This is a genomic window from Sinorhizobium sp. 6-70 (assembly GCF_030124375.1).
Lineage (GTDB): Bacteria > Pseudomonadota > Alphaproteobacteria > Rhizobiales > Rhizobiaceae > Sinorhizobium.
This window is the reverse complement of sequence record NZ_JASKLS010000006.1, coordinates 1-20,754: the sequence shown is the minus strand read 5'-3', so window position 1 is coordinate 20,754 and position 20,754 is coordinate 1. Positions and strand designations below refer to the sequence as shown.

Sequence of the window (20,754 nt, the reverse complement as noted above, 5' to 3'; positions counted from 1 at the left end):
GGCATTTGACACAAGAGCACGTTGGAATTGAGCCATGACCAGGGAACGCATCTATCTTTTCGACACCACGCTTCGGGACGGGCAGCAAACGCCCGGCATCGATTTTTCCGTCGAGGACAAGATTGCGATTGCGGCCCTGCTCGACGAATTCGGCATGGACTACGTCGAAGGCGGCTATCCGGGTGCCAACCCGACGGACACGGAATTCTTCAAGCGGACGCGCACGCAGAAGGCTTCATTCGTGGCGTTTGGCATGACCAAGCGCGCCGGCGTGTCCGCCTCCAACGACCCGGGGCTGCGCGCATTGCTAGATGCCAAAAGCGATGCGATCTGTCTCGTTGCCAAGAGCTGGGACTATCATGTCGAGGTGGCGCTCGGCTGCTCGAACGAGGAGAACCTCGACAATATCCGCGCCTCGGTCGAGGCCGTCGTGGGCTCCGGGCGCGAGGCCATGGTCGATTGCGAGCACTTCTTTGACGGCTACAAGGCAAACCCGGCCTATGCACTTGCCTGCGCCAGGACGGCGCTTGAGGCGGGAGCACGTTGGGTTGTGCTGTGCGACACCAATGGCGGCACGCAGCCGCCGGAGGTGCGCGAAATCGTTGGCGCCGTGATCGCCGGCGGCGTGCCCGGCGCCAATCTCGGTATCCATGCCCATAACGACACCGGCCAGGCGGTGGCGAATTCGCTTGCCGCCGTGGAGGCAGGTGCCCGCCAGATCCAGGGAACGCTGAACGGCATCGGCGAACGCTGCGGCAATGCCAATCTGGTGACACTGATCGCGACGCTGGCGCTGAAGGAAACCTATTCGAGCCGCTTCGAAACCGGAGTCGATTCGGAAAAACTGCAGGAATTGACGACGCTCGCCCATGCGTTCGACGAGCTTTTGAACCGCTCGCCGGATCCGCAGGCCCCCTATGTCGGCGCATCCGCCTTTGCGACCAAGGCGGGGATCCACGCGTCAGCCCTGTTGAAGGACCCCAGAACCTACGAGCACGTCGCACCCGAAAGCGTCGGCAATCTGCGCAAGGTCATGGTCTCGGACCAGGGCGGCAAGGCCAATTTCATCAACGCGCTCAAGCGGCGCGGCATCAGTGTCGCCAAGGATGATCCGAGGCTCGACAAGCTGATCGCCATCGTCAAGGAGCGCGAGGCTACAGGCTATGCCTATGAGGGCGCGGATGCGAGTTTTGCGCTGCTCGCAAGCCGCATCCTCGGCACCGTTCCCGATTTCTTCCACGTCGAGAGCTTCCGTGTGATGGTCGAACGGCGTTTCGACGCGAACGGCAACTTGAAGACCGTCTCGGAAGCGGTGGTCAAGGTGATCGTCGACGGGGAAGTCATGATGTCCGTTGCCGAAGGCCACGGTCCGGTCAATGCGCTGGACCTCGCGTTGCGCAAGGACCTCGGCAAGTACCAGTCGGAGATTGCCGATCTCGAGCTTGCGGACTACAAAGTGCGCATCCTCAACGGCGGCACTGAGGCGATCACGCGCGTCCTGATCGAATCGACCGACCGCACCGGCGCGCGCTGGTGGACGGTTGGCGTTTCCGACAACATCATCGACGCGTCCTTCCAGGCGCTGATGGACAGTATCGTCTACAAGCTGCTCAAGAATCGCGATCAGATCGGATTGATCGCGGCCGAATGACGTTCGAGGCGTGCTGGCTTTGCACGGTTCGATCAGAGAGTTTCACTCTTCGTTCACGGAAATGAATTGGTGCATTACCGTTCGTTGGGGTACGACCCGACGAGGAGGCATTGGTCCGCTGACAATGCCGTCGAAAAGGACCGGAGCGGCCGCTGTGCCAAGCTGACCGTGTCCGAGGTATCAGGAACCAAAGCATGACCGAGCCCAACGCGAAGTCCCCCGCCGAGAACACCGATTCCGCCAAGGGTTTCGCCTTTGCGCTTGCCGCCTACCTGCTGTGGGGATTCCTGCCATTCTTCATGAAGGCGGTGGCACATATTCCGGCGCCGGAAGTCGTCGCCCATCGTATCGTCTGGTCAGTGCCGCTTGCGGGGCTCGTGCTGCTGTGGCTCGGTCGCACGCATGAGGTGAAGCTGGCGCTCAAGTCCCCGAGGATGCTGAGAATGGCGGCACTTACCGCTGTGCTCGTCACGATCAACTGGGGCATTTATGTTTGGGCGATCGGTGCCGGCCGCGCCATCGAGACGGCGCTCGGCTATTATATCAATCCGCTGTTTTCGATCTTCCTCGGCGCCGTTCTCTTGAAGGAGAGGCCGAACGCGGCACAAATGGTGGCGATCGCGCTGGCCGCTATCGCCGTCGCCGTACTCGCCTTCGATGCCGGCGGCCTGCCATGGGTCTCGATCGGACTTTGCATTTCCTGGGGCTTCTATGCGTTCTTCCGCAAAACGCTGCCGATCGGACCGAATCAGGGTTTCTTCCTCGAGGTGCTGCTGCTCAGCATTCCGGCTGTCGGCTACATCATCTGGCTGGAAGCCACCGGACAGGGCCACTTTGGCGATACCGGGGTTGCCGATGTCCTGTGGCTGCTTTCCTGCGGCATCGTCACGGCCGTACCGCTGATGATCTATGCCAATGGCGCGAAGCTCTTGCGGCTCTCTACCATTGGCATCATGCAGTATATCGCCCCAACGATGATCTTCGTCATCGCCGTCTTCGTCTTTCACGAACCTTTCGGGACGGCGAAACTTATCGCCTTCGCGCTGATCTGGGCCGCGCTTTTTGTCTATTCGGGCGCGATGCTCGCCGAAAGCAGAGCTCGTCGCGCGACGCAGCCGGCTCCGGCAGAGTAGAAGAGCGCCGCGCGTCAAACGCGCTACCCGCGACGATACATGTCGCCCAAAGGTATGCAGCGGTTTTGGGACAGCGACGTGCATGAAGCAAAGGCCTCAGGCGCGTCGCATGAGGCTGTTTAAACGCGACGCGCTTAGAGCTTGGAAATGATCTCTGTCTCGCCCTCGCGGCCCTTGGCGGCTGCCGAGGCGAGAATTTGAGGGACGATGTCCTCTGCCCTGTCGATCACCAATGGCTGCACGAGATGGGCCGTGTGCACGAATCCCTGATCGCGCATATGCTCCAACAATTCCAGCATCGGGTTCCAGAAGCCGTTGATGTTGCCGAAGACCATCGGCTTCCGGTGGCGACCGAGCTGTGCCCAGGTCATGATTTCCACGATTTCCTCAAGCGTGCCGATGCCGCCCGGGAGCGCCACGAATGCATCGCTACGCTCGAACATCTTGTGCTTGCGCTCATGCATGTCGGCGGTGACAACGAGTTCGTTGAGCTGTCCCAGTGAGTGGCGGGTTGCTTCCTTATCCATGAGGAATTCCGGAATGATGCCGGTAACCTCGCCGCCCGCCGAAAGCACGCCGCTTGCCACCGCACCCATGATGCCGCGCGTGCCGCCGCCATAGACGAGGCGCAGGCCATGATCGGCGATAGATTTTCCCAGCGTGCGACCTGCCTGTATGTGGGCCGCATCTCGTCCGGGCTGAGAGCCGCAATAGACGCAGATCGATCGAATCGGGGTGTTTTGCTTGGTCATGGGGTCAAAAGACATTGCAGCGCAGCATCGGTCAAGAAAAATGAGGGAAAAAGCAGCGGTAATGAGCCCCGTATGACGCGTGGGAGCTTGTATGAAACTATAGGAAACGTTAGCAATTTTAGTAATACGTTGAAGAATTCGGACGGGTCGGCCGCTATTGCGCTATAATGGCAAAAAAGGTCGGCGCCGCGGGGCCGAAAAAAGGGGACATGCGCGGAGCGTTGTATTGCTCCGCCCCGTGTGGAGAGTAGCATGATGAAAAACAAAGCCGGTTGGGTGGCGCTGAGCGTCTTGGCAGCCGCGACCGCCTTGATGATTTTCGTGGTCCAGCCAAATCTGCGTGACGACGAAAAGGAACAGGCCGCACAGACGACCGCGAGTGGCGGCCAGCCGGCCGAGACGAAGTCGGCAGCCAAGGTCGAAACCGCCCCCGCCTCGCCGGAACAGGCGGCCAAACCGGATCAGGCGCCGGCGACAGATGCCGCGAGCAAGGCCGCCCCCAACGCGTCCGATCCTGCGACCTGGACGGTTCCGGGCTTCGACATCCTTCGCGTCGAGCCCGATGGATCGACCGTCGTTGCGGGACGTGCCCAGCCCGGTACCAAACTCGAAATCCTTAGTGGCAATACCGTTATCGGCACCGCTGACGTCGGCGCAGCCGGCGATTTCGCCGCCGTCTTTGACAAGCCGCTTGTCGCCGGGGACCACCAGCTGACCCTGCGCAGTGTCGGTGCAGGCGGCGCAACGAAAACTTCCGAAGAAGTGGCGACAATCTCCGTGCCGCAGGACTCGACGGGGCAGTTGCTGGCGATGGTGTCCAAGCCCGGCGAAGCGAGCCGCCTGATCACCACGCCTCAGGTCGATGCAAAGCCGGCGGACGTTGCTGTTCAGCCAGATCCGCAAGGCGGTGAGCCCGCGGGCCCGCTCGATACGCCGGCCAAACCCGCTGGCGTTCCGGGCCTTCAGGTTACCGCCGTCGAGATCGAGGGCGGGACGATGTACGTTGCCGGTAACGCCAAGCCCGGCGCGTTGGTACGTATCTATGCCGACGATAAGTTCGTCGGCGAGATGAAGGCCGACGACAAGGGCAAATTCGTCGTTGACGGCTCGATCGATCTGGCGGTCGGCAGCCACATCATCCGGGCCGACATGCTGAACGGGGACGGCGGCAAGGTGGCGATGCGCGCATCGGTGCCCTTCGACCGACCGGCAGGCAATCAGGTGGCAGCCGTCGCTGGCTCGCAGTCGGAGGCGGCGAGCAACGGGCTTGACCGCTTGCGGGGCGAGGCGAGCAAGGCAATCGCCTTGCTGAAGGGACTTTTCACCGATGGCAAGCGGCCCTCCGCCGAACAGCTTGCTGCAGCCCGTTCGGCTACGGAAATCGCGCTGCAGTCGCTCGCCGACTTCAAGCCGGCGGACAATGCAGACCAGGCGCTGGCGACCGCCGCGGCCGCAGCATCAAGAGCCGCGGCCGATGCTCTGGCGGTGCTCAAATCGTCACAGCAGGACTCGGCAAGCGTCGCCGCAGCGCTCGCAAAGGTCGAGGCAACGGTCGGCTCTGCGCTGACAAGACCGAGTGCTGTCGCCGAGGCTGTTGTTGAGCCTGGATCCGCGACGGCCGTGGACGCCCCTAAGGCGGCGCCGGTGGTCGAAGGCACTGGCAGCGCTGCCGCAGCGCCCGCTTCCGAGCAGGCAGCGGCAGCGGCACCGGTCGGGACACCCGGGCAGCCCGCGACGATCGAGCAGGCTCCGCTCAAGCAGAGCAAGACTTCGGTCATCATCCGCCGCGGCGACACGCTCTGGCAGATTTCGCGTCGGGTCTACGGGGCAGGGGTTCGCTACACGACGATTTACCTTGCCAACCGGCAGCAGATCGAAAATCCCGACCTGATCCGTCCGGGCCAGGTTTTCGGAGTGCCGGACGAGGCGATGTCCGACGACGAATCACGGGAAATGCATCGCAAGCACGTGAAGCACGAAGAATAGTCCGCCTTTTGCCGGCAATTCCATTGCGGCAGGAAGCATGCGGACCTATCTGTCAGAAAACGCGGCGTCTCCAAAGGGCGCCGCTTTTCATTGACGATCCACAGCTCCCTGCGTCTTATCCGACGCACAAAGGACGCTGTAGCACTTTGGATTGCTGCACGTTTTATCCTTAAATCGGGTCCGATTTAAGGATAAATGCAGCAGAACTGGAAGCGGACTGAGACGTGGCATCCCCAAACCAGAAAAAGACGGTTTCCGCCAACACGAGCAATCCGTTGGAGACGATCGCAAACCTCTGGCCCTATATGTGGCCGGCAGATCGCGCGGATCTGAAAATGCGGGTCGTCTGGGCGACGGTGATCCTCGTGGTCGCGAAGGTCGTCCTTATTCTCGTCCCCTATTTCTTCAAGTGGGCCACCGACGCCCTCAACAGCGGGTCGGACGCGCTGGCCTCGCTGCCGCAATTCCTGACCGGCGCGGTCATGCTGGTGCTCGCTTACAACCTGGCACGTCTGCTGCAGGCGGGCCTGAACCAGCTGCGTGACGCGCTCTTTGCGAGCGTAGGCCAGCATGCCGTTCGGCAGCTTGCCTACAGGACGTTCGTCCACATGCATCAGCTTTCGCTCCGCTTTCATCTCGAGCGGCGCACGGGCGGGCTCTCGCGCATTATCGAGCGCGGAACCAAGGGCATCGAGACCATCGTCCGGTTTACCATCCTGAACAGTGTGCCGACGCTCATCGAGTTTCTGTTGACGGCGGTAATCTTCTGGTGGGGCTACGGCTTCAGCTACCTCTTCGTGACCGCCGTGACGGTTTGGCTTTACATCTGGTTCACGGTGCGCGCCAGCGACTGGCGCATCGCCATCCGCCGCTCGATGAATGACAGCGACACCGATGCGAACACCAAGGCGATCGACTCGCTCCTTAACTTCGAGACGGTCAAATATTTCGGCAACGAAGAGATGGAGGCGAAGCGCTTCGACAAGTCGATGGAGCGCTATGAGCGCGCCGCGACTCAAGTCTGGACCTCGCTCGGCTGGCTGAACTTCGGCCAGGCGCTGATCTTCGGCGCGGGCACCGCGGTGATGATGACGATCTCGGCGCTCGCCGTGCAGCGCGGCGACCAGACGATCGGTGATTTCGTCTTCGTCAACGCCATGCTGATCCAGCTTGCCATCCCGCTGAATTTCATCGGCTTTGTCTACCGCGAAATCCGCCAGGGCCTGACCGACATCGAGCACATGTTCGATCTGCTCGATGTTCAGGCGGAGGTGGTTGATCAGTCCGACGCGAGAGAGCTGGTAATCGATAAGGGCGCGATCTCCTTCAGGGACGTGCATTTCGCCTACGATGCCGCCCGCCCGATCCTCAAAGGGATTTCCTTTGACGTTCCCGCCGGCAAGACGGTGGCTGTGGTGGGACCGTCCGGAGCGGGCAAGTCGACATTGTCGCGGCTGCTTTACCGGTTCTACGATGTCCAGGGAGGATCGATCACTGTCGACGGACAGGATGTTCGCGACGTGACGCAGAAAAGCCTCCGCGCGGTCATCGGCATGGTTCCGCAGGATACGGTGCTCTTCAATGATACGATCGCCTACAACATCCGCTACGGTCGTATCGAGGCATCCGACTCCGAAGTCGAGGCAGCTGCCGAGGCGGCACAGATCGCCGGTTTCATCCGCGGCCTTCCGGAAGGTTTTCGGGCCATGGTCGGCGAACGCGGGCTGAAACTTTCGGGAGGCGAGAAGCAGCGTGTGGCGATCGCGCGCACGATCCTGAAGGCGCCACCGATCCTGATCCTCGATGAGGCGACATCCGCGCTCGACACCAGGACGGAACAGGAAATTCAGGCGGCACTAGATGTCGTGTCTCGCAACCGCACGACGCTCGTCATCGCCCACCGCCTGTCGACGGTCATCCACGCGGACGAGATTATCGTCCTCAAGGACGGCGTAATCGCCGAGCGCGGTACGCACGGGGAACTGATCGATCGCGATGGCCTTTACGCTTCCATGTGGAGCCGCCAGCGCGAGGCAACACAGGCGGAAGAGCAGTTGAAGCGGGTGCGCGAGAGCGACGATCTGGGCATCGTCGACCGCGGCCAGCCAGCCGCCTGACCATGACCGGCGAATGCTTGGCGCTTGGCACCGATTGTTGCCGCTTCGACGTTGCCGGAGTCTGGATTTCGCGCTACTGCATGTTTCCTTAAACCGGGGCCGATTTAAGGATAAAACGTGCAGCAATTCAAAGTGCTACAGCGACCTTTACGCGTCTGAAAAGACGCGCGGTGCTGTAGTCACCTTCCACGTCAAATCTGGAGTAGAGTTCATGAGCTTGGTTAACACGGTGCGAAACACGCTCGTTCCGGTGCACAAGGAAGGCTATCGATTCATCGCGATTTTCTTCGTTGTGTCGCTGGTGCTTGGCTTACTGTGGGAACCGCTGATGTGGATCGGCTTCCTGTTGACCGCCTGGTGCGCCTACTTTTTCCGCGACCCGGAGCGCATGACGCCGATCGACGACGACCTCGTGATCAGCCCGGCCGACGGCCGCGTCTCCTCGATTGCGGTGGTGACCCCGCCGGACGAATTGGGCCTGGGGTCGACGCCCATGCTGCGCATCTCGGTTTTCATGAATGTCTTCAATTGCCATGTGAACCGCGCGCCGATGAGCGGGACCGTGCGCCGCATCGCCTATCGGGCCGGTCGGTTCGTAAATGCCGAGCTCGACAAGGCCAGCCACGAGAACGAACGCAATGGCCTGGTCATCGAGACGAAGCACGGCGAAATCGGCGTGGTCCAGATTGCCGGCCTGGTCGCGCGGCGTATCCTCTGCTGGACCGCGCAAAACGCGTCGCTCGAAGCGGGCGAACGCTTCGGCCTCATCCGGTTCGGCTCCCGGCTTGATGTGTTTCTGCCGGAAGGTGCCGAGCCGCGCGTCAGCGTCGGCCAGACCGCCGTCGCCGGCGAAACGGTGCTTGCTGAATTCGGCTCCGCGAAGGGGCCGGTGATCAGCCGCCGCGCATAAGGAGCCGTCATGGAAGAGCCCCAACAGGAAAAGCCGACGGAAGCTGTGCAACCGTCCGCGGCGGTGGACGGATCGAACGACAAGGCGAGGGGGCCTCGCCTGCGCGAAATTCCGCTGCGCTTGATGATCCCCAACATGATCACCGTGCTGGCGATCTGCGCCGGCCTGTCCGGCATCCGGCTCGCCTTCGAGAACCGCGTCGAGCTCGCCGTCGCCATGGTGCTTTTCGCGGCGTTCCTCGACGGTATCGACGGACGGGTCGCCCGCCTGCTCAAGGCGACGTCGAGCTTCGGCGGCCAGATGGATTCACTCGCTGACATCATCAATTTCGGCGTCGCTCCCGCACTGGTTCTTTATGTTTTCGTGCTTGACCAGGCGCGGTCGATCGGCTGGATCGCAGCACTGATCTACGCGATTGCCACCGGATTGCGGCTGGCGCGTTTCAACGTCATGGCCGAGCGCCAGGTCAAGGCATCCTGGCAGTCGGAATATTTCGTCGGCGTTCCGGCACCTGCCGGCGCCATGCTGGTGCTGCTGCCGGTCTATCTCGGTCTGCTCGGCCTTGCACCGGAGCGGTGGTTTGCGCTCATTGCTTCGGCTTATACGGTGCTGATTGCCTTCCTTCTGGTCAGCCGCCTGCCGGTCTGGTCCGGCAAGTCGGAGAACCGCGTGCGTCGCGATCTCGTTCTGCCGGCCATTCTCGTCGTGGTCTTCTATGTCGCGACGTTGATGACCTATACATGGGAAACGATGGTGGTGACGGCGCTCGCCTATCTGATCAGCCTGCCGTTCGGCGCCCGTTCCTGGCAGCGCAAATATGGCGACTGGCCGGCACACCCGGCGCAAGGAGGCGATGGGCTGCCCGGCGACAACGATTAACGGGCAAGTCTCGTGACGAAATAAAAAAGCCACCACGGGTTAACCGCGGTGGCTTTCTTTTTTGAGTTCGGTTGCCGAATTATTCGGGCATCCGATAGTCGACGATCTTGTTTTCGCGAACAACGAACAGCTTGCCGGTCTCGGTCTGCTCAGACCCGAGGAGTGGCATCAGCGCCGCTGCGACCACGGATGGATGCGGCACGGTCGCCGGATCTTCGCCGGGCATCGCCTGGGCCCGCATTGCTGTGCGGGTCGGCCCCGGATCGACGCTGAGGATGCGGAGCGGCAGCCGCTGGGTTTCGTTCGCCCAGGTGCGTGCCAGTGCCTCGACAGCCGCCTTGGACGCGGAGTAGGGGCCCCAGAAGGGTTTGCACTTGTGCGCAGCGCCCGATGAGAGGATAAGCGCGCGGCCCGCGTCGGATTTGACGAGCAGCGGCTCGACGGATCGGATCAGCCGCCAGGTCGCGGTGACGTTGATGGTCATCACCTTCTCGAAAACCTTCGCCTCGACATGGCCGATCGGCGAAATCGTGCCGAGCACGCCGGCATTGGCAACGAGAATATCGAGCTTGCCCCAACGCTCGTGGATTGCTCCTCCGAGCTTGTCGATCGCAGCCATGTCCGCGAGGTCGAAGGGGACGAGCGTGGCGGATCCGCCGACCGCCTTGATGGCATCGTCCAGCTCTTCGAGACCGCCGACCGTGCGCGCGCAGGCGATGACATGCGCGCCAGCCTTGGCAAGTTCGAGGGCAGTGAAATAGCCGATACCGCGCGATGCGCCGGTGACGACGGCGACCCGGTCTTTCAGATTGGGCGTCATTTGATTGTCTTTTATCCGTTGCTGGCGAGAACCGAGAGTTTGCGGACGTTGCTTGCGCCTTCCTGGTCGAGCAAGCGCGTCGGGTAGTCACCGGTGAAATAGTGATCAGTGAATTGCGGAGCTTGCGGGTCGCGCGATGTACCCCCGACAGCCTGGTAGAGGCCGTCGATCGACAGGAACTGGAGCGAGTCGGCACCGATGAAGCGGCACATGGACTCGAGATCTGGATGCTGGTTGGCGAGCAGCTTGTCGCGGTCCGGCGTATCGATCCCGTAGAAGTCCGGATGGAAGATCATCGGGCTTGCCACGCGGATATGCACTTCGCGTGCACCGGCATCGCGGATCATCTGCACGATCTTGACCGACGTCGTCCCGCGAACGATGGAATCGTCGACGAGTACCACGCGCTTGTCCTTGATCATCGCGCGGTTGGCCGAATGCTTCAGCTTGACGCCGAACGCACGGATCTGCTGCGTCGGCTCGATGAAGGTCCGTCCGACATAGTGGTTGCGGATGATGCCGTATTCGAAGGGAATGCCGCTCTGCTGTGCATAGCCGAGCGCGGCCGGAGTGCCGCCGTCGGGGACAGGAACGACCACATCCGCCTCGACGGGCGATTCCTTGGCTAGATTGACGCCCATATTCTTGCGGGCCACATAGACGCTGCGACCGCCGACGACCGAATCCGGGCGAGCGAAATAGACATATTCGAAGAGGCAGAGCCGTTCCGGCTGCGGTGCTTCCGGCTTGCGCGCGTCGATCGAGATCGAGCCGTCGGGCTGGATTTCGCAAATGACCACTTCGCCGTTCTCGACATCGCGGATGTACTTGGCGCCAATGATGTCGAGCGCGCAGGTTTCCGAGCAGAAGATCGGCTTGCCGTCGAGCTCGCCCATGACGAGGGGGCGGATACCGATCGGGTCGCGTGCGGCAATCAGCTTGGTGCGCGTCATCGCCAGCATCGAATAGCCGCCTTCCATCTGGCGGATGGCGTCGATGAAGCGGTCGGAGGAGGAGGTCTGCTTGGAGCGGGCGATGAGATGAAGGACGACTTCGGTGTCTGAGGTCGACTGACATATCGCGCCGTCGGCAATCAACTGGCGGCGCAGCGTCAGTCCGTTGGTGAAGTTGCCGTTATGGGCGATGGCGATGCCGCCGACTTCGAGCTCGGCAAAGAGTGGCTGGACGTTGCGCAGCGCTACTTCGCCGGTCGTCGAGTAGCGCGTATGCCCGATCGAGATATAGCCCGGCAGCTTGGCCAGCGTTGCGGGGTCGGTATAGTGGTCTCCGACGAGACCCATGCGCTTTTCGGTATAGAACTGCTTGCCGTCGAAGGTGACGATACCGGCCGCTTCCTGGCCGCGATGCTGGAGCGCGTGCAATCCAAGTGCCGTCAGGGTGGCTGCATCCGGATGTCCCAGAATGCCGAAGACTCCGCATTCCTCGTGCAGGGTGTCGCCATCGAGTTCGTCGTGGATTTCACTGGATCTGAGATCGGTCATCACAAGTTCGCCTTTTGCTCCATGCCGGTGCGCATATCGTGATCAGGCTGCCCGTCTTCAAGCGATCTTAGCCGAAAACAGCAGCAAGCGTTATTCCAAATGGACAAAGCCCGCGCAGCGGGCCTTGTCGCAAAGTGATGTTCTGTCTCAGCCGTTCGTCGGCGCGTCCTGCACGGGGGCCTGTTCGTTCCCACCGGGAGGGGTTTCAGGTTCGCCTTCGCCGGTGTTGTCCTTGCCGCGCAGGCGGTCGAGGATGGTGGCGTCGGCCTCTTCCGGCAAAAGTGCAATCAGCTTGTTGCCGAGATTGTCGAGCAGCGGTTTCGATTTCGCCTGGGTAACCCAGATCGGCTGCTGTTGCGGCGCGACCAGCCAGTTGAAGAACAGCATGGCGACGACGACAAGCAGGATGCCGCGGGCGGCGCCGAACAGGAAGCCAAGGGTCCGGTCGAGCGCGCCGATGCGGCTGTCGATGATGAAATCGGCGATCCGCATCGTGATGATGGAAATGACGATCAACGCCACCAGGAAGACCACGGCGGCCGAGCCGATCATCGCGACCGTGTCGCTGCTGGTGTATTGCGAGGCGTAGGGCACCAGGTAGCGATAGAGGAAATAGGCGGCCGCCGCCGCGCCGACCCAGCTCGCGACCGACAGGACCTCGCGCGAGAACCCGCGGACCATGGCGAGGATGGCCGAAAACAGCGCGACGCCGAGAACGATAGCATCGAGAATTGTAATGGGCATGTTGTCCTTACTCCGACCCCGTCTTGATCCGGGCCACACCAAGCTTATCCGCCGTCGGTTCTGTCTGCACGCATTCAGAACGTCTTTCCACGACCAATTGTCAAGGCGCACGTCTGCGGATGCTTTTGCCGATCCCGGCCGAGGTCATTCGTCTTCGCCTTCCGTCTGCCGCAGGGCGCTTCGCGATCCGGCGATACGCGCCACGAGATCCGGCAGGCTTTCCATTTCGCTCCATCGGCCGTTGCCGTTCTTCGGCAGCTCGGTCGACGCAGACGGTAATACGGCCTGGGAGAAACCGAGCTTCTCGGCTTCCTTGAGACGTTGGGCGGTATGCGCAACCGGCCGGATAGCCCCCGACAAGCTGACTTCGCCGAAATAGACGCAATCGGCCGGAAGGGCAAGCCCGGCAAGCGATGAAACCAGCGCGGAAGCGACCGCAAGGTCGGCGGCGGGCTCGGATATGCGATAACCACCGGCAATATTGAGATAAACGTCGTGCTGGCCGAGGCGAACGCCGCAATGGGCTTCAAGCACGGCAAGGATCATCGAAAGCCGCGCGGAATCCCAGCCGACGACTGCACGGCGCGGTGTTCCGAGCGAGGTCGGCGCGACGAGCGCCTGCACTTCCACCAGCACCGGCCGGGTTCCCTCCATGCCGGCGAAGACGGCGGCTCCCGGTGACTTCTCGTTGCGTTCCCCGAGAAATAGCTCCGATGGATTGGCGACTTCGCGCAGGCCCCTGTCCGACATCTCGAATACGCCGATCTCGTCGGTCGGACCGAAGCGGTTCTTGACGGTCCTGAGGATGCGGTAGTGATGCCCGCGATCGCCCTCGAAATAGAGGACGGCATCGACCATGTGCTCGACGACACGCGGGCCAGCGATCTGGCCCTCCTTCGTCACATGGCCGACGAGCACGACGGCCGTGCCGGTCTGCTTGGCGAAGCGGATCATCGCCTGGACGCCGGTTCGTACCTGGGTCACGGTCCCGGGGGCAGAATCGACGATGTCGCTCCACAGCGTCTGGATCGAATCGATAATGACGAGGTCGGGGCGCTTGCCGTCTGCAAGCGTCGCCAGGATGTCTTCGACATTGGTTTCGGCGGCAAGAAGGACGTCGCTGTCGGCGGCCCCGAGCCGCTGGGCGCGCAAACGTACCTGGGCGACGGCCTCCTCGCCCGAGACGTAGATGACGCGATGCTTGCGGCGGGAAAGCGCCGCCGCCGCCTGCATCAGCACGGTCGACTTGCCGATGCCGGGATCGCCACCGACGAGCAAAGCCGAGCCGCGCACGAAGCCGCCGCCGGTGACGCGGTCGAGTTCGGATATCCCCGTCTGGATACGCGGGGCGTCCTCGATCTCGCCGGAAAGCGTGGTGAGTGCGACCGGCCGTCCCTTCTTCGGCGCGCGCGTCGGACCACCGCCGATGCCCGCGGTCGGATCCTCCTCGATGATTGTGTTCCATTCGCCGCAGCCATCGCATTTGCCCGCCCAGCGGGAATGCACGGTGCCGCAATTTTGGCAGATGAACTGGGTGCGGGCTTTCGCCATCGAGACTAGCTTTCGGATATGCGGGAGGCTTCGTGAATACGGCCGTGATTCCGAGAATCACCGCCGCTGTTCACATAATGCCGCGAAATGCGGCCCGAAAGGGTGTTTTTCGGCAGCGTCCGCTGAACTAGCGAGGCCTACTGCATGTGTCCCTAAATCGTAGCCGATTTAAGGACAAAAACATGCAGCAATTCAAAGTGCTACAGCGTCCTTAGCGCGCCTGATAAGACGCGCGGCGCTGTAGGTTCAAGCGCCTGCGATATAGCTGCGATAGTAGCGATGCCCGAGGCTCGTCAGCAACTCGTAACCGATCGTTCCACCGGCGCGCGCGACGTCGTCTATCGCGACATTGCGGCCGAAGAGCTCGATATAATCGCCGGCGCGGACGGCCTTTTCCGGCAGGTCGGTGACGTCGAACAGGCTGAGGTCCATGGTGACCCGGCCGACATGCGGCACCTTCCGGCCATGCAGGAAACCATAAGCGCCCGAGGGCATCGCCTGTCGGAGCGTCACCCCGCCGCCGGAAACCGAACGGTGATATCCGTCGGCGTAGCCGATCGCGACGGTCGCGATGCGGGTGTCGCGGCTGAAGCGTGCCGAAGCGCCGTAGCTCGCCGTGGCGCCGGAGGGGACCGTGCGGACCTGAATGATGCGTGCTTCAGCGGTCACCACTGGCTTCATCGGATTGACTGCACCGTTCACCGCCTCGCCGCCATAAACCGCGATTCCGGGACGTGTGAGGTCGAAATGGTAGTCCTTGCCGAGGAAGACGCCGCCGGAATTCGCAAGGCTCGCCGGGACGCCCTCGAAGGCGGCGGCCGCCGCGCGGAAGCGCTCGAGCTGATAGACGTTCATCGGGTGCTTCGGCTCGTCGCCGCAGGCGAGATGACTCATGACCAGCACAGGCGAGAAGCTTGCCGGACGCGCGGGGTCGTTGGCGAGCGCGACGGCTTCCTCAACCGACAGTCCGAGCCGGTTCATGCCGGTGTCGACGTGAAGCACGCAAGGATGGTCGCCGCGTTCTGAAAGCGCCGCCATGAAAACGGCGAGTTGCTCCTCTGAGTTGATGATCGGCACGAGATCGTTGTCGAAGAAAAGTTCCTCATTGCCCGGCCACATGCCGGCCAGAATGTAGATGCGCCCATCCGGAACCAACGGGCGGAGTTCCGCGCCTTCTTCCGCGTTGGCGACGAAGAAGTCGCGTGCACCGGCTGCGTAAAGGGCAGGGGCCGCCTGGGCGATGCCGAGCCCATAGGCATCCGCCTTGAGAACGGCGGCCGCGCGTGCCCTGCCGGAGCGTTCGTTCATGGCGCGCCAATTGTCGGCCAGCGCCGCGAGGTCGATGGTGAGCCTGTTGGAGGCGGAGAGGAATTCTGGTTCGTGCATACCGGAAGCTCTGAGTGGACGATATTGCAGCAATACATCCTGGCGGCGAAGGCCGCAAACGGTCCGCCGTCGCTCACCGGCGGTCGGTGAACATAACGAGCACTTTTGTGCAAGACGCGCAATGACGATGCCGGTAATCTTGGCGCGATGCAGACGATTTCGCAGGAAAAGGCCATCGAGGCAATGCCACTCAAGGGCGCCGAGCAGACACGCTTCTGGCGTGATGCGCGGTTCAAGGGCATGGAATGCCTGAGCGCCACCTTCATCACCCACGAGTTTGCGCCCCATGCCCACGACACGTTCAGCATCGGTGCCATCGAGGCGGGTTCGCAGATCAGCACGATCAAGGGCGAACGATCGCAGACGGGGCCGGGTGATCTCTATCTCATCAATCCCGACGAGATTCACGACGGGCATCCGGGACTCGACGGCTACCGCTACCGGATGATTTATCCGTCCGTGGATCTGCTCGTCGACGTCCTCGAGGACGTCACCGGTCGCGCCTTCAGAGGAACACCCTGCTTCTCACGACTGCTGCTTCGTGATCCCGAGCTTGCCGTTGCCTTTCATCGAGCCCACGGGGCTCTCGAGGGAAAGGCGGGCGCCCTGGAGGCGGATGAGGGAATGTTCAGCTTCCTGGCCAAGCTGTTCCAGCGTCACGGCAGCGCCATCATTCTTCCCGTGGAGACGCGTGAGCCTTCGGCCGTACATCGCGCCAGAGACTATCTGATCGCCAATTATTCCCGCGACCTTGGGCTCGACGAGCTTGCCCAGGTGGCGGGGCTCAGCCGTGCGCACCTGATCCGCGCATTCCGTAGGGAATTCCATATCACGCCGCACGCCTTTTTGACCGACAAGCGGGTGCGCGAGGCAAAGGCGTTACTGCGGCAGGGCCGGTCTGCGGTCGATACTGCCTATCATTGCGGCTTTGCCGATCAGGCGCACTTCAGCCGGCATTTCAAGGCAAGAACCGGCGTCACCCCTGGCGCCTTCCGGGCCGGCTGATCAATTTCGTTCAAGACGCGCCACCTTCTCCGCATCTATTGCATTGGTGCGATTGAAATGCGGAGTGACGGGCGTGAACAAGAACGATGTTATTCGAGAATTTTCCGGCGGGCTCAGGACGATGGCGCCGCTTATAGTCGCTGTTATGCCGATCGGCCTTGTCTTTGGTGCGGTTGCGGCAAGCAAGGGCCTGTCCAGCCTCGAAGTGACGCTGATGAGTGCCTTCGTCTTTGCCGGTGGCTCGCAGTTCGTCGCGATGGACATCTGGAGCCATCCGGCGTCCTGGGGAGCGCTCGGCTTTTCGGCGCTGCTCGTCAACATCCGGCACGTGCTGATGAGCGCCTCGATCGGCACCAAGATGCCCGCCTTCTCCGGTCCGGCGAAATACGCCGCGATGCTGCTGCTTGCAGATGAAATCTGGGCAATGGCCGAGACCCGGGCGACACAGGCGCGCCTGTCCGCCGCCTGGTATGCCGGTCTTGCGGTGCCTTTCTACTTCGTCTGGGTTTTGACAAGCCTTGCCGGCTCGCTCGCCGGCGCTTTCCTCGGCGACCCGAAGGTAATCGGTCTCGACTTTGCCTTTCCCGCGGTCTTTGTCGTTCTGCTGATGGGATTTTGGAAAGGGCGCGAGACCGGCGCCGTGCTTGCGGCAAGTGCCGCGGCGGCGGTGCTGACCCACCAGTTGCTGCCCGGCGTCTGGTATATCGCCGCGGGTGCTGCCGCCGGCGTCATTGCGACGCTTGTCATCGATCAGCGCCGGGAGGCTTGTGCATGACAGTCGATCCGAATGTTTTCCTCGCGATCGTGGCGATGGCCGCGGCGACGGTGCTGACACGCATCAGTGGCTTGCTGCTCATCCGCTTCGTGACGATCGGACCGCAACAGAAGCGGGCGCTTGAGGCCATACCGCCCGCGGTCCTGATGGCCGTCATCTCCCCGACGGCACTCGTCACTGGACCGGCGGAAACGCTTGCGGTGCTCGCAACCGCGCTCGCAGCGACGAGGCTGCCGCTTCTGGCGGCGGTGGCAACCGGTGTTATTGTCGTGGCCATCGCGAGAGCACTGATCGGGGCGTGAGCCCCGTTTTCAGTGTTCGTATTGCGTGAACGAGGGGTCTGCAAGGTCGGTGAAGCGGGTATATTCCGACTGGAATGCCAGTTTTACCGTACCAGTTGGTCCGTGACGCTGCTTGGCGATGATCACGTCAGCCGTGCCCTTCACCTGTTCCATCTTCATCTTCCACTCTTCGTATTTCGGGTCGAACTCGTCACGCGGCTCCAGGTTTTTCACATAGTATTCCTCGCGGAACACGAAAAGCACCACGTCGGCGTCCTGCTCAATTGAACCCGATTCACGAAGGTCGGAGAGTTGCGGTCGCTTGTCTTCACGGCTTTCCACCTGGCGCGAGAGCTGTGAGAGCGCGATGATCGGCACGTTCAACTCCTTGCCGAGTGCCTTCAGCCCGGTGGTGATCTGCGTGATTTCCTGCACGCGGTTGTCGCTCGATTTGCCCGAACCGGTCATGAGCTGGATATAGTCCACCACCAGGCAGTCGAGGCCCCGCTGCCGCTTTAGACGCCGTGCTCGGGCGGAGAGCTGGGCGATGGAGATACCACCCGTTTGGTCAATGTAGAGGGGTACTTTCTGCATCATCTGCGAGCAGGCGACGAGCTTTTCGAAGTCGGCTTCGGAAATGTCGCCGCGCCGGATCTTCGAGGAGGAGACTTCCGTTTGCTCGGAGATGATACGGGTAGCGAGCTGTTCGGACGACATTTCGAGCGAGTAGAAACCGACGACGCCGCCGTTCTTCGCCTTCATCGATCCGTCGGGCTGCACCTCGCCTTCGTAAGCTGCGGCAATGTTATAGGCGATGTTGGTGGCAAGCGACGTCTTGCCCATGCCGGGACGCCCAGCCAGAACGATCAAGTCCGAACGCTGCAGACCGCCCATGCGGGCATCGAGCGAGTGAATGCCGGTGGAGATGCCGGAGAGACTGCCGTCTCGCTCGAACGCCGCCCCGGCCATGTCGATCGCCAGCGCCACGGCGTCGTTGAACGACTGGAAGCCGCCGTCGTAGCGTCCGGTTTCGGCAAGTTCGAAAAGGCGCCGTTCCGCATCCTCGATCTGGCCCTGCGGCGGCATGTCAAGCGGCGCGTCGTAGGCGATGTTGACCATGTCCTCGCCGATCGTGATCAGCGAGCGGCGCAACGCCAGGTCATAGATGGCGCGGCCGTAATCTTCCGCGTTGATGATCGAGACCGCCTCGGCGGCGAGGCGTGCGAGATACTGCGCAACGGTCAGGTCGCCGACTTTTTCATCCGCCTTGAGGAAGGTCTTGATCGTGACCGGGTTGGCGGTCTTGCCCATGCGGATGATCTCGCCGGCGACCTCGAAGATGCGGCGGTGCAATGGCTCGAACAGATGTACCGGCTTCAGGAAATCGGACACCCGGTAGAACGCATCATTATTGACCAGGATTGCGCCGAGCAGCGCCTGCTCGGCTTCAAGATTGTTCGGCGCTTCGCGATAGTGCTGGTCCGCCTGTTCCTTGGCCAAGGGGGCGAGCTTGCGCGCTGCGTCGTTCATGGTCTTTCCGTTTCCGCCTGTGATCCCGTGAGTTACCGGGTTTGCTGTCTGTCACGCGGCAAGTCTAGTGTAGGCATGCAACACTGCCGCGGCATCCGAATGCGCCGATCGCCTTTGCCCGTTGTTCGACTGATCCACAGGGGCGGGAGCGAAGCGTCAAAAAGCGCCCCCATCCCTGCCATTTTTTGTTTGACGCCGCGAGCGAAGGCGAAGGTACCTGATTCGCACCCTCTCGTCGCTCGCCACCATTAATTGCCGGCTTGAAACCCGTCCGCAGTTAGATTAAGTAGGGATAAAATAATTAGCATACTAGTAATATGGAGCAGGGACCAATGCCCGATCCAGACGCAAACCGCGAATTGTTTGACGCGCTGGCGATGGTCAATCGCAAGCTGCGGGCGGTCTTTGACGCGCGGGTGAAGGAGCGGGGACTGACGCTGCCGCGTGCGCGTGCGCTGTTCATGCTCGCGAAGAAGGACGGGATCAACCAGCGCGAATTGGCGGAGGAACTCGAGATCGAGACGCCGACCATCGTGCGTCTGCTGGACGGCATGGAAAAACAAGGCTTCATCGAGCGCCGGGTGGAGCCTTCCGATCGTCGCGCCAAGCAGATCCACATGACGGATTTCGGTCGCTCCGTGGCCCGCGATATCCAGAATCTCGCGAGCGAAATACGAGAAGACGTCCTCGACGGTCTTAAGCCGCAGGAGATCGCCGTTGCGCTGAAGGTCGTCTCGACGATCGCAAGAAACGTGCAGTCGATCGCAAGGGAATGATGATCGATGCAGGCGCTCGCCAATCCCGCTACAAATGAGAATCATGGCGCCGCACCGGAGACGAGAGGCACACCGGCCGAGGCACCGCCTCAGCCGGCTGCGTCTCCATCCGCGCCTCCGTCGATGGGGCTGGGCAAATCGCCCGTCTATATTACTTGCTCCGTACTCCTGTTCCTGACGCAGGGGCTCGGCATGAACCTGGCGCTCGCCAATCTCACGCAACTGCAAGGTTCGCTATCCGCAACATCGGTAGAGGCCGCGTGGCTGTCCGCCGCCTACATGGCGCCCAATGTCAGCCTTTCGGCCGCCCTCGTGAAGATCCGCGCTCAATACGGGCTGCGCCGCTTTGCGGAGATCGGCATCGTCGGTTTCGTCTTGGTCTCGCTGCTGAACGTCTTCGTTTCCGACCTGCATTCGGCGATTGTCGTCCGCTTTATCAGCGGCATTGCCGCCGCGCCGTTGTCGACGCTCGGCTTCCTCTACATGCTGGAAGCCTTTCCTCCGGCTCGCAAGCTCACCGTCGGGCTAGCGCTGGCGCTCACATGCACGACACTCGCCGCGCCGATTACCCGGCTGATCTCGCCGGAACTCATCGAATACGGCCAGTGGCATGCTCTCTATACCCTGGAAATGGCGCTGGCCCTGATTGCGCTGCCGATCATCTATCTTTTGCCGCTGACACCGGTTCCTCATGCCAAGGTCATCCAGCGCACCGATATCGTGAGCTATCTGCTGCTGGCCACCGGATTCGGTTGCATCGCTGTCGTCCTCACAATGGGAAGGCTTTACTGGTGGCTCGAAGCTCCCTGGCTTGGGGTCTTGCTGGCGGTTTCGATCGTGGTCTTGACCGCTTTTGTGCTGATAGAACTCAACAGGGAGTTGCCGTTGATAGACGTGCGCTGGCTCGTATCGCGCGAGATCGTGCATTTTGCCATCGTGCTGCTGATCTTCCGTCT

At 61.9% G+C, this 20,754-nt stretch carries 18 protein-coding genes; 11 read left to right on the top strand and 7 right to left on the bottom strand.

The genetic code is table 11. The features are described from left to right. Positions 1-34: 34 nt before the first annotated feature. Positions 35-1,651: a citramalate synthase gene (cimA, locus tag QN222_RS13445; protein ID WP_283961747.1), complete on the top strand. Its 1,617-nt coding sequence runs from the start codon at positions 35-37 to the stop codon at positions 1,649-1,651. 194 nt (positions 1,652-1,845) lie between these two features. Continuing rightward, on the top strand, positions 1,846-2,784 hold the full coding sequence (gene rarD, locus QN222_RS13440; protein ID WP_283961748.1) for an EamA family transporter RarD: 939 nt from the start codon (positions 1,846-1,848) through the stop codon (positions 2,782-2,784). Between the two features lie 134 nt (positions 2,785-2,918). Here rarD and QN222_RS13435 read toward each other — a convergent pair whose 3' ends face one another. Continuing rightward, positions 2,919-3,536, bottom strand: a complete 618-nt coding sequence (locus QN222_RS13435) for a TIGR00730 family Rossman fold protein (RefSeq protein ID WP_283961749.1) — start codon at positions 3,534-3,536, stop codon at positions 2,919-2,921. A 252-nt stretch (positions 3,537-3,788) separates the two neighbouring features. On the opposite strand from QN222_RS13435, the gene QN222_RS13430 reads away from it, so the two are divergent. The 4 genes from QN222_RS13430 (at position 3,789) to pssA (ending at position 9,428) form a co-directional block, all read left to right on the top strand. Then, the gene (locus QN222_RS13430) at positions 3,789-5,522 is read left to right on the top strand and encodes a LysM peptidoglycan-binding domain-containing protein (protein ID WP_284005469.1); all 1,734 of its coding nucleotides are present in this window, start codon (positions 3,789-3,791) and stop codon (positions 5,520-5,522) included. Positions 5,523-5,746: 224 nt separating this feature from the next. After that, a complete protein-coding gene (locus QN222_RS13425) occupies positions 5,747-7,639 on the top strand; it encodes an ABC transporter ATP-binding protein/permease (protein WP_283961443.1) in 1,893 nt (630 codons plus the stop codon). 211 nt (positions 7,640-7,850) lie between these two features. Continuing rightward, positions 7,851-8,549, top strand: coding sequence for a phosphatidylserine decarboxylase (locus QN222_RS13420; RefSeq protein ID WP_283961442.1), 699 nt, complete (start codon positions 7,851-7,853; stop codon positions 8,547-8,549). A gap of 9 nt (positions 8,550-8,558) precedes the next feature. After that, a complete protein-coding gene (gene pssA / locus QN222_RS13415) occupies positions 8,559-9,428 on the top strand; it encodes a CDP-diacylglycerol--serine O-phosphatidyltransferase (protein WP_283961441.1) in 870 nt (289 codons plus the stop codon). A gap of 79 nt (positions 9,429-9,507) precedes the next feature. Here the strand turns inward: pssA and QN222_RS13410 are convergent, their stop codons facing one another. From QN222_RS13410 to alr, 5 genes are all read right to left on the bottom strand, one after another. Continuing rightward, positions 9,508-10,248 (bottom strand): SDR family NAD(P)-dependent oxidoreductase, encoded by a 741-nt coding sequence (locus tag QN222_RS13410; RefSeq protein ID WP_283961440.1) that lies wholly within the window; start codon positions 10,246-10,248, stop codon positions 9,508-9,510. 11 nt (positions 10,249-10,259) lie between these two features. Further along, positions 10,260-11,750 (bottom strand): amidophosphoribosyltransferase, encoded by a 1,491-nt coding sequence (gene purF / locus QN222_RS13405; protein WP_283961439.1) that lies wholly within the window; start codon positions 11,748-11,750, stop codon positions 10,260-10,262. Between the two features lie 147 nt (positions 11,751-11,897). Further along, positions 11,898-12,494, bottom strand: a complete 597-nt coding sequence (locus QN222_RS13400; protein ID WP_283961438.1) for a CvpA family protein — start codon at positions 12,492-12,494, stop codon at positions 11,898-11,900. Between the two features lie 144 nt (positions 12,495-12,638). Beyond that, a complete protein-coding gene (gene radA / locus QN222_RS13395; protein ID WP_284005468.1) occupies positions 12,639-14,045 on the bottom strand; it encodes a DNA repair protein RadA in 1,407 nt (468 codons plus the stop codon). 246 nt (positions 14,046-14,291) lie between these two features. Beyond that, positions 14,292-15,431: an alanine racemase gene (gene alr / locus QN222_RS13390; protein ID WP_283961436.1), complete on the bottom strand. Its 1,140-nt coding sequence runs from the start codon at positions 15,429-15,431 to the stop codon at positions 14,292-14,294. A gap of 147 nt (positions 15,432-15,578) precedes the next feature. Between alr and QN222_RS13385 the strand changes: the two genes are divergently transcribed. The 3 genes from QN222_RS13385 (at position 15,579) to QN222_RS13375 (ending at position 17,513) form a co-directional block, all read left to right on the top strand. Continuing rightward, on the top strand, positions 15,579-16,436 hold the full coding sequence (locus tag QN222_RS13385) for an AraC family transcriptional regulator (protein ID WP_283961448.1): 858 nt from the start codon (positions 15,579-15,581) through the stop codon (positions 16,434-16,436). 121 nt (positions 16,437-16,557) lie between these two features. Further along, entirely contained in the window at positions 16,558-17,211 is a 654-nt protein-coding gene (locus tag QN222_RS13380) for an AzlC family ABC transporter permease (protein ID WP_283961447.1), read from the top strand. Beyond that, complete coding sequence (locus QN222_RS13375; protein WP_283961435.1) at positions 17,208-17,513, top strand: AzlD family protein; 306 nt, start codon at positions 17,208-17,210, stop codon at positions 17,511-17,513. The genes QN222_RS13380 and QN222_RS13375 overlap by 4 nt, the downstream gene beginning before the upstream one ends. A 9-nt stretch (positions 17,514-17,522) precedes the next feature. Here the strand turns inward: QN222_RS13375 and QN222_RS13370 are convergent, their stop codons facing one another. Next, the gene (locus QN222_RS13370) at positions 17,523-19,022 is read right to left on the bottom strand and encodes a replicative DNA helicase (protein ID WP_180940607.1); all 1,500 of its coding nucleotides are present in this window, start codon (positions 19,020-19,022) and stop codon (positions 17,523-17,525) included. A gap of 332 nt (positions 19,023-19,354) precedes the next feature. Here QN222_RS13370 and QN222_RS13365 point away from each other — a divergent pair, with 332 nt between their 5' ends. Together QN222_RS13365 and QN222_RS13360 are read left to right on the top strand one after the other, a co-directional pair. Further along, positions 19,355-19,798, top strand: coding sequence for a MarR family transcriptional regulator (locus tag QN222_RS13365; protein WP_283961434.1), 444 nt, complete (start codon positions 19,355-19,357; stop codon positions 19,796-19,798). Positions 19,799-19,921: 123 nt separating this feature from the next. After that, positions 19,922-20,754 (top strand): MFS transporter (locus QN222_RS13360; RefSeq protein WP_283961446.1); only part of this gene is annotated, 833 nt, incomplete at its 3' end.

What these genes read in the sequence shown, in the direction of transcription:
- cimA (WP_283961747.1), top strand. Translation starts at nt 35, where the DNA reads ATGACCAGGGAACGCATCTATCTTTTCGACACCACGCTTCGGGACGGG.
- rarD (WP_283961748.1), top strand. Translation starts at nt 1,846, where the DNA reads ATGACCGAGCCCAACGCGAAGTCCCCCGCCGAGAACACCGATTCCGCC.
- QN222_RS13435 (WP_283961749.1), bottom strand. Translation starts at nt 3,536, where the DNA reads ATGACCAAGCAAAACACCCCGATTCGATCGATCTGCGTCTATTGCGGC.
- QN222_RS13430 (WP_284005469.1), top strand. Translation starts at nt 3,789, where the DNA reads ATGATGAAAAACAAAGCCGGTTGGGTGGCGCTGAGCGTCTTGGCAGCC.
- QN222_RS13420 (WP_283961442.1), top strand. Translation starts at nt 7,851, where the DNA reads ATGAGCTTGGTTAACACGGTGCGAAACACGCTCGTTCCGGTGCACAAG.
- pssA (WP_283961441.1), top strand. Translation starts at nt 8,559, where the DNA reads ATGGAAGAGCCCCAACAGGAAAAGCCGACGGAAGCTGTGCAACCGTCC.
- QN222_RS13410 (WP_283961440.1), bottom strand. Translation starts at nt 10,248, where the DNA reads ATGACGCCCAATCTGAAAGACCGGGTCGCCGTCGTCACCGGCGCATCG.
- purF (WP_283961439.1), bottom strand. Translation starts at nt 11,750, where the DNA reads ATGACCGATCTCAGATCCAGTGAAATCCACGACGAACTCGATGGCGAC.
- QN222_RS13400 (WP_283961438.1), bottom strand. Translation starts at nt 12,494, where the DNA reads ATGCCCATTACAATTCTCGATGCTATCGTTCTCGGCGTCGCGCTGTTT.
- radA (WP_284005468.1), bottom strand. Translation starts at nt 14,045, where the DNA reads ATGGCGAAAGCCCGCACCCAGTTCATCTGCCAAAATTGCGGCACCGTG.
- alr (WP_283961436.1), bottom strand. Translation starts at nt 15,431, where the DNA reads ATGCACGAACCAGAATTCCTCTCCGCCTCCAACAGGCTCACCATCGAC.
- QN222_RS13385 (WP_283961448.1), top strand. Translation starts at nt 15,579, where the DNA reads ATGCAGACGATTTCGCAGGAAAAGGCCATCGAGGCAATGCCACTCAAG.
- QN222_RS13380 (WP_283961447.1), top strand. Translation starts at nt 16,558, where the DNA reads ATGGCGCCGCTTATAGTCGCTGTTATGCCGATCGGCCTTGTCTTTGGT.
- QN222_RS13375 (WP_283961435.1), top strand. Translation starts at nt 17,208, where the DNA reads ATGACAGTCGATCCGAATGTTTTCCTCGCGATCGTGGCGATGGCCGCG.
- QN222_RS13370 (WP_180940607.1), bottom strand. Translation starts at nt 19,022, where the DNA reads ATGAACGACGCAGCGCGCAAGCTCGCCCCCTTGGCCAAGGAACAGGCG.
- QN222_RS13365 (WP_283961434.1), top strand. Translation starts at nt 19,355, where the DNA reads ATGCCCGATCCAGACGCAAACCGCGAATTGTTTGACGCGCTGGCGATG.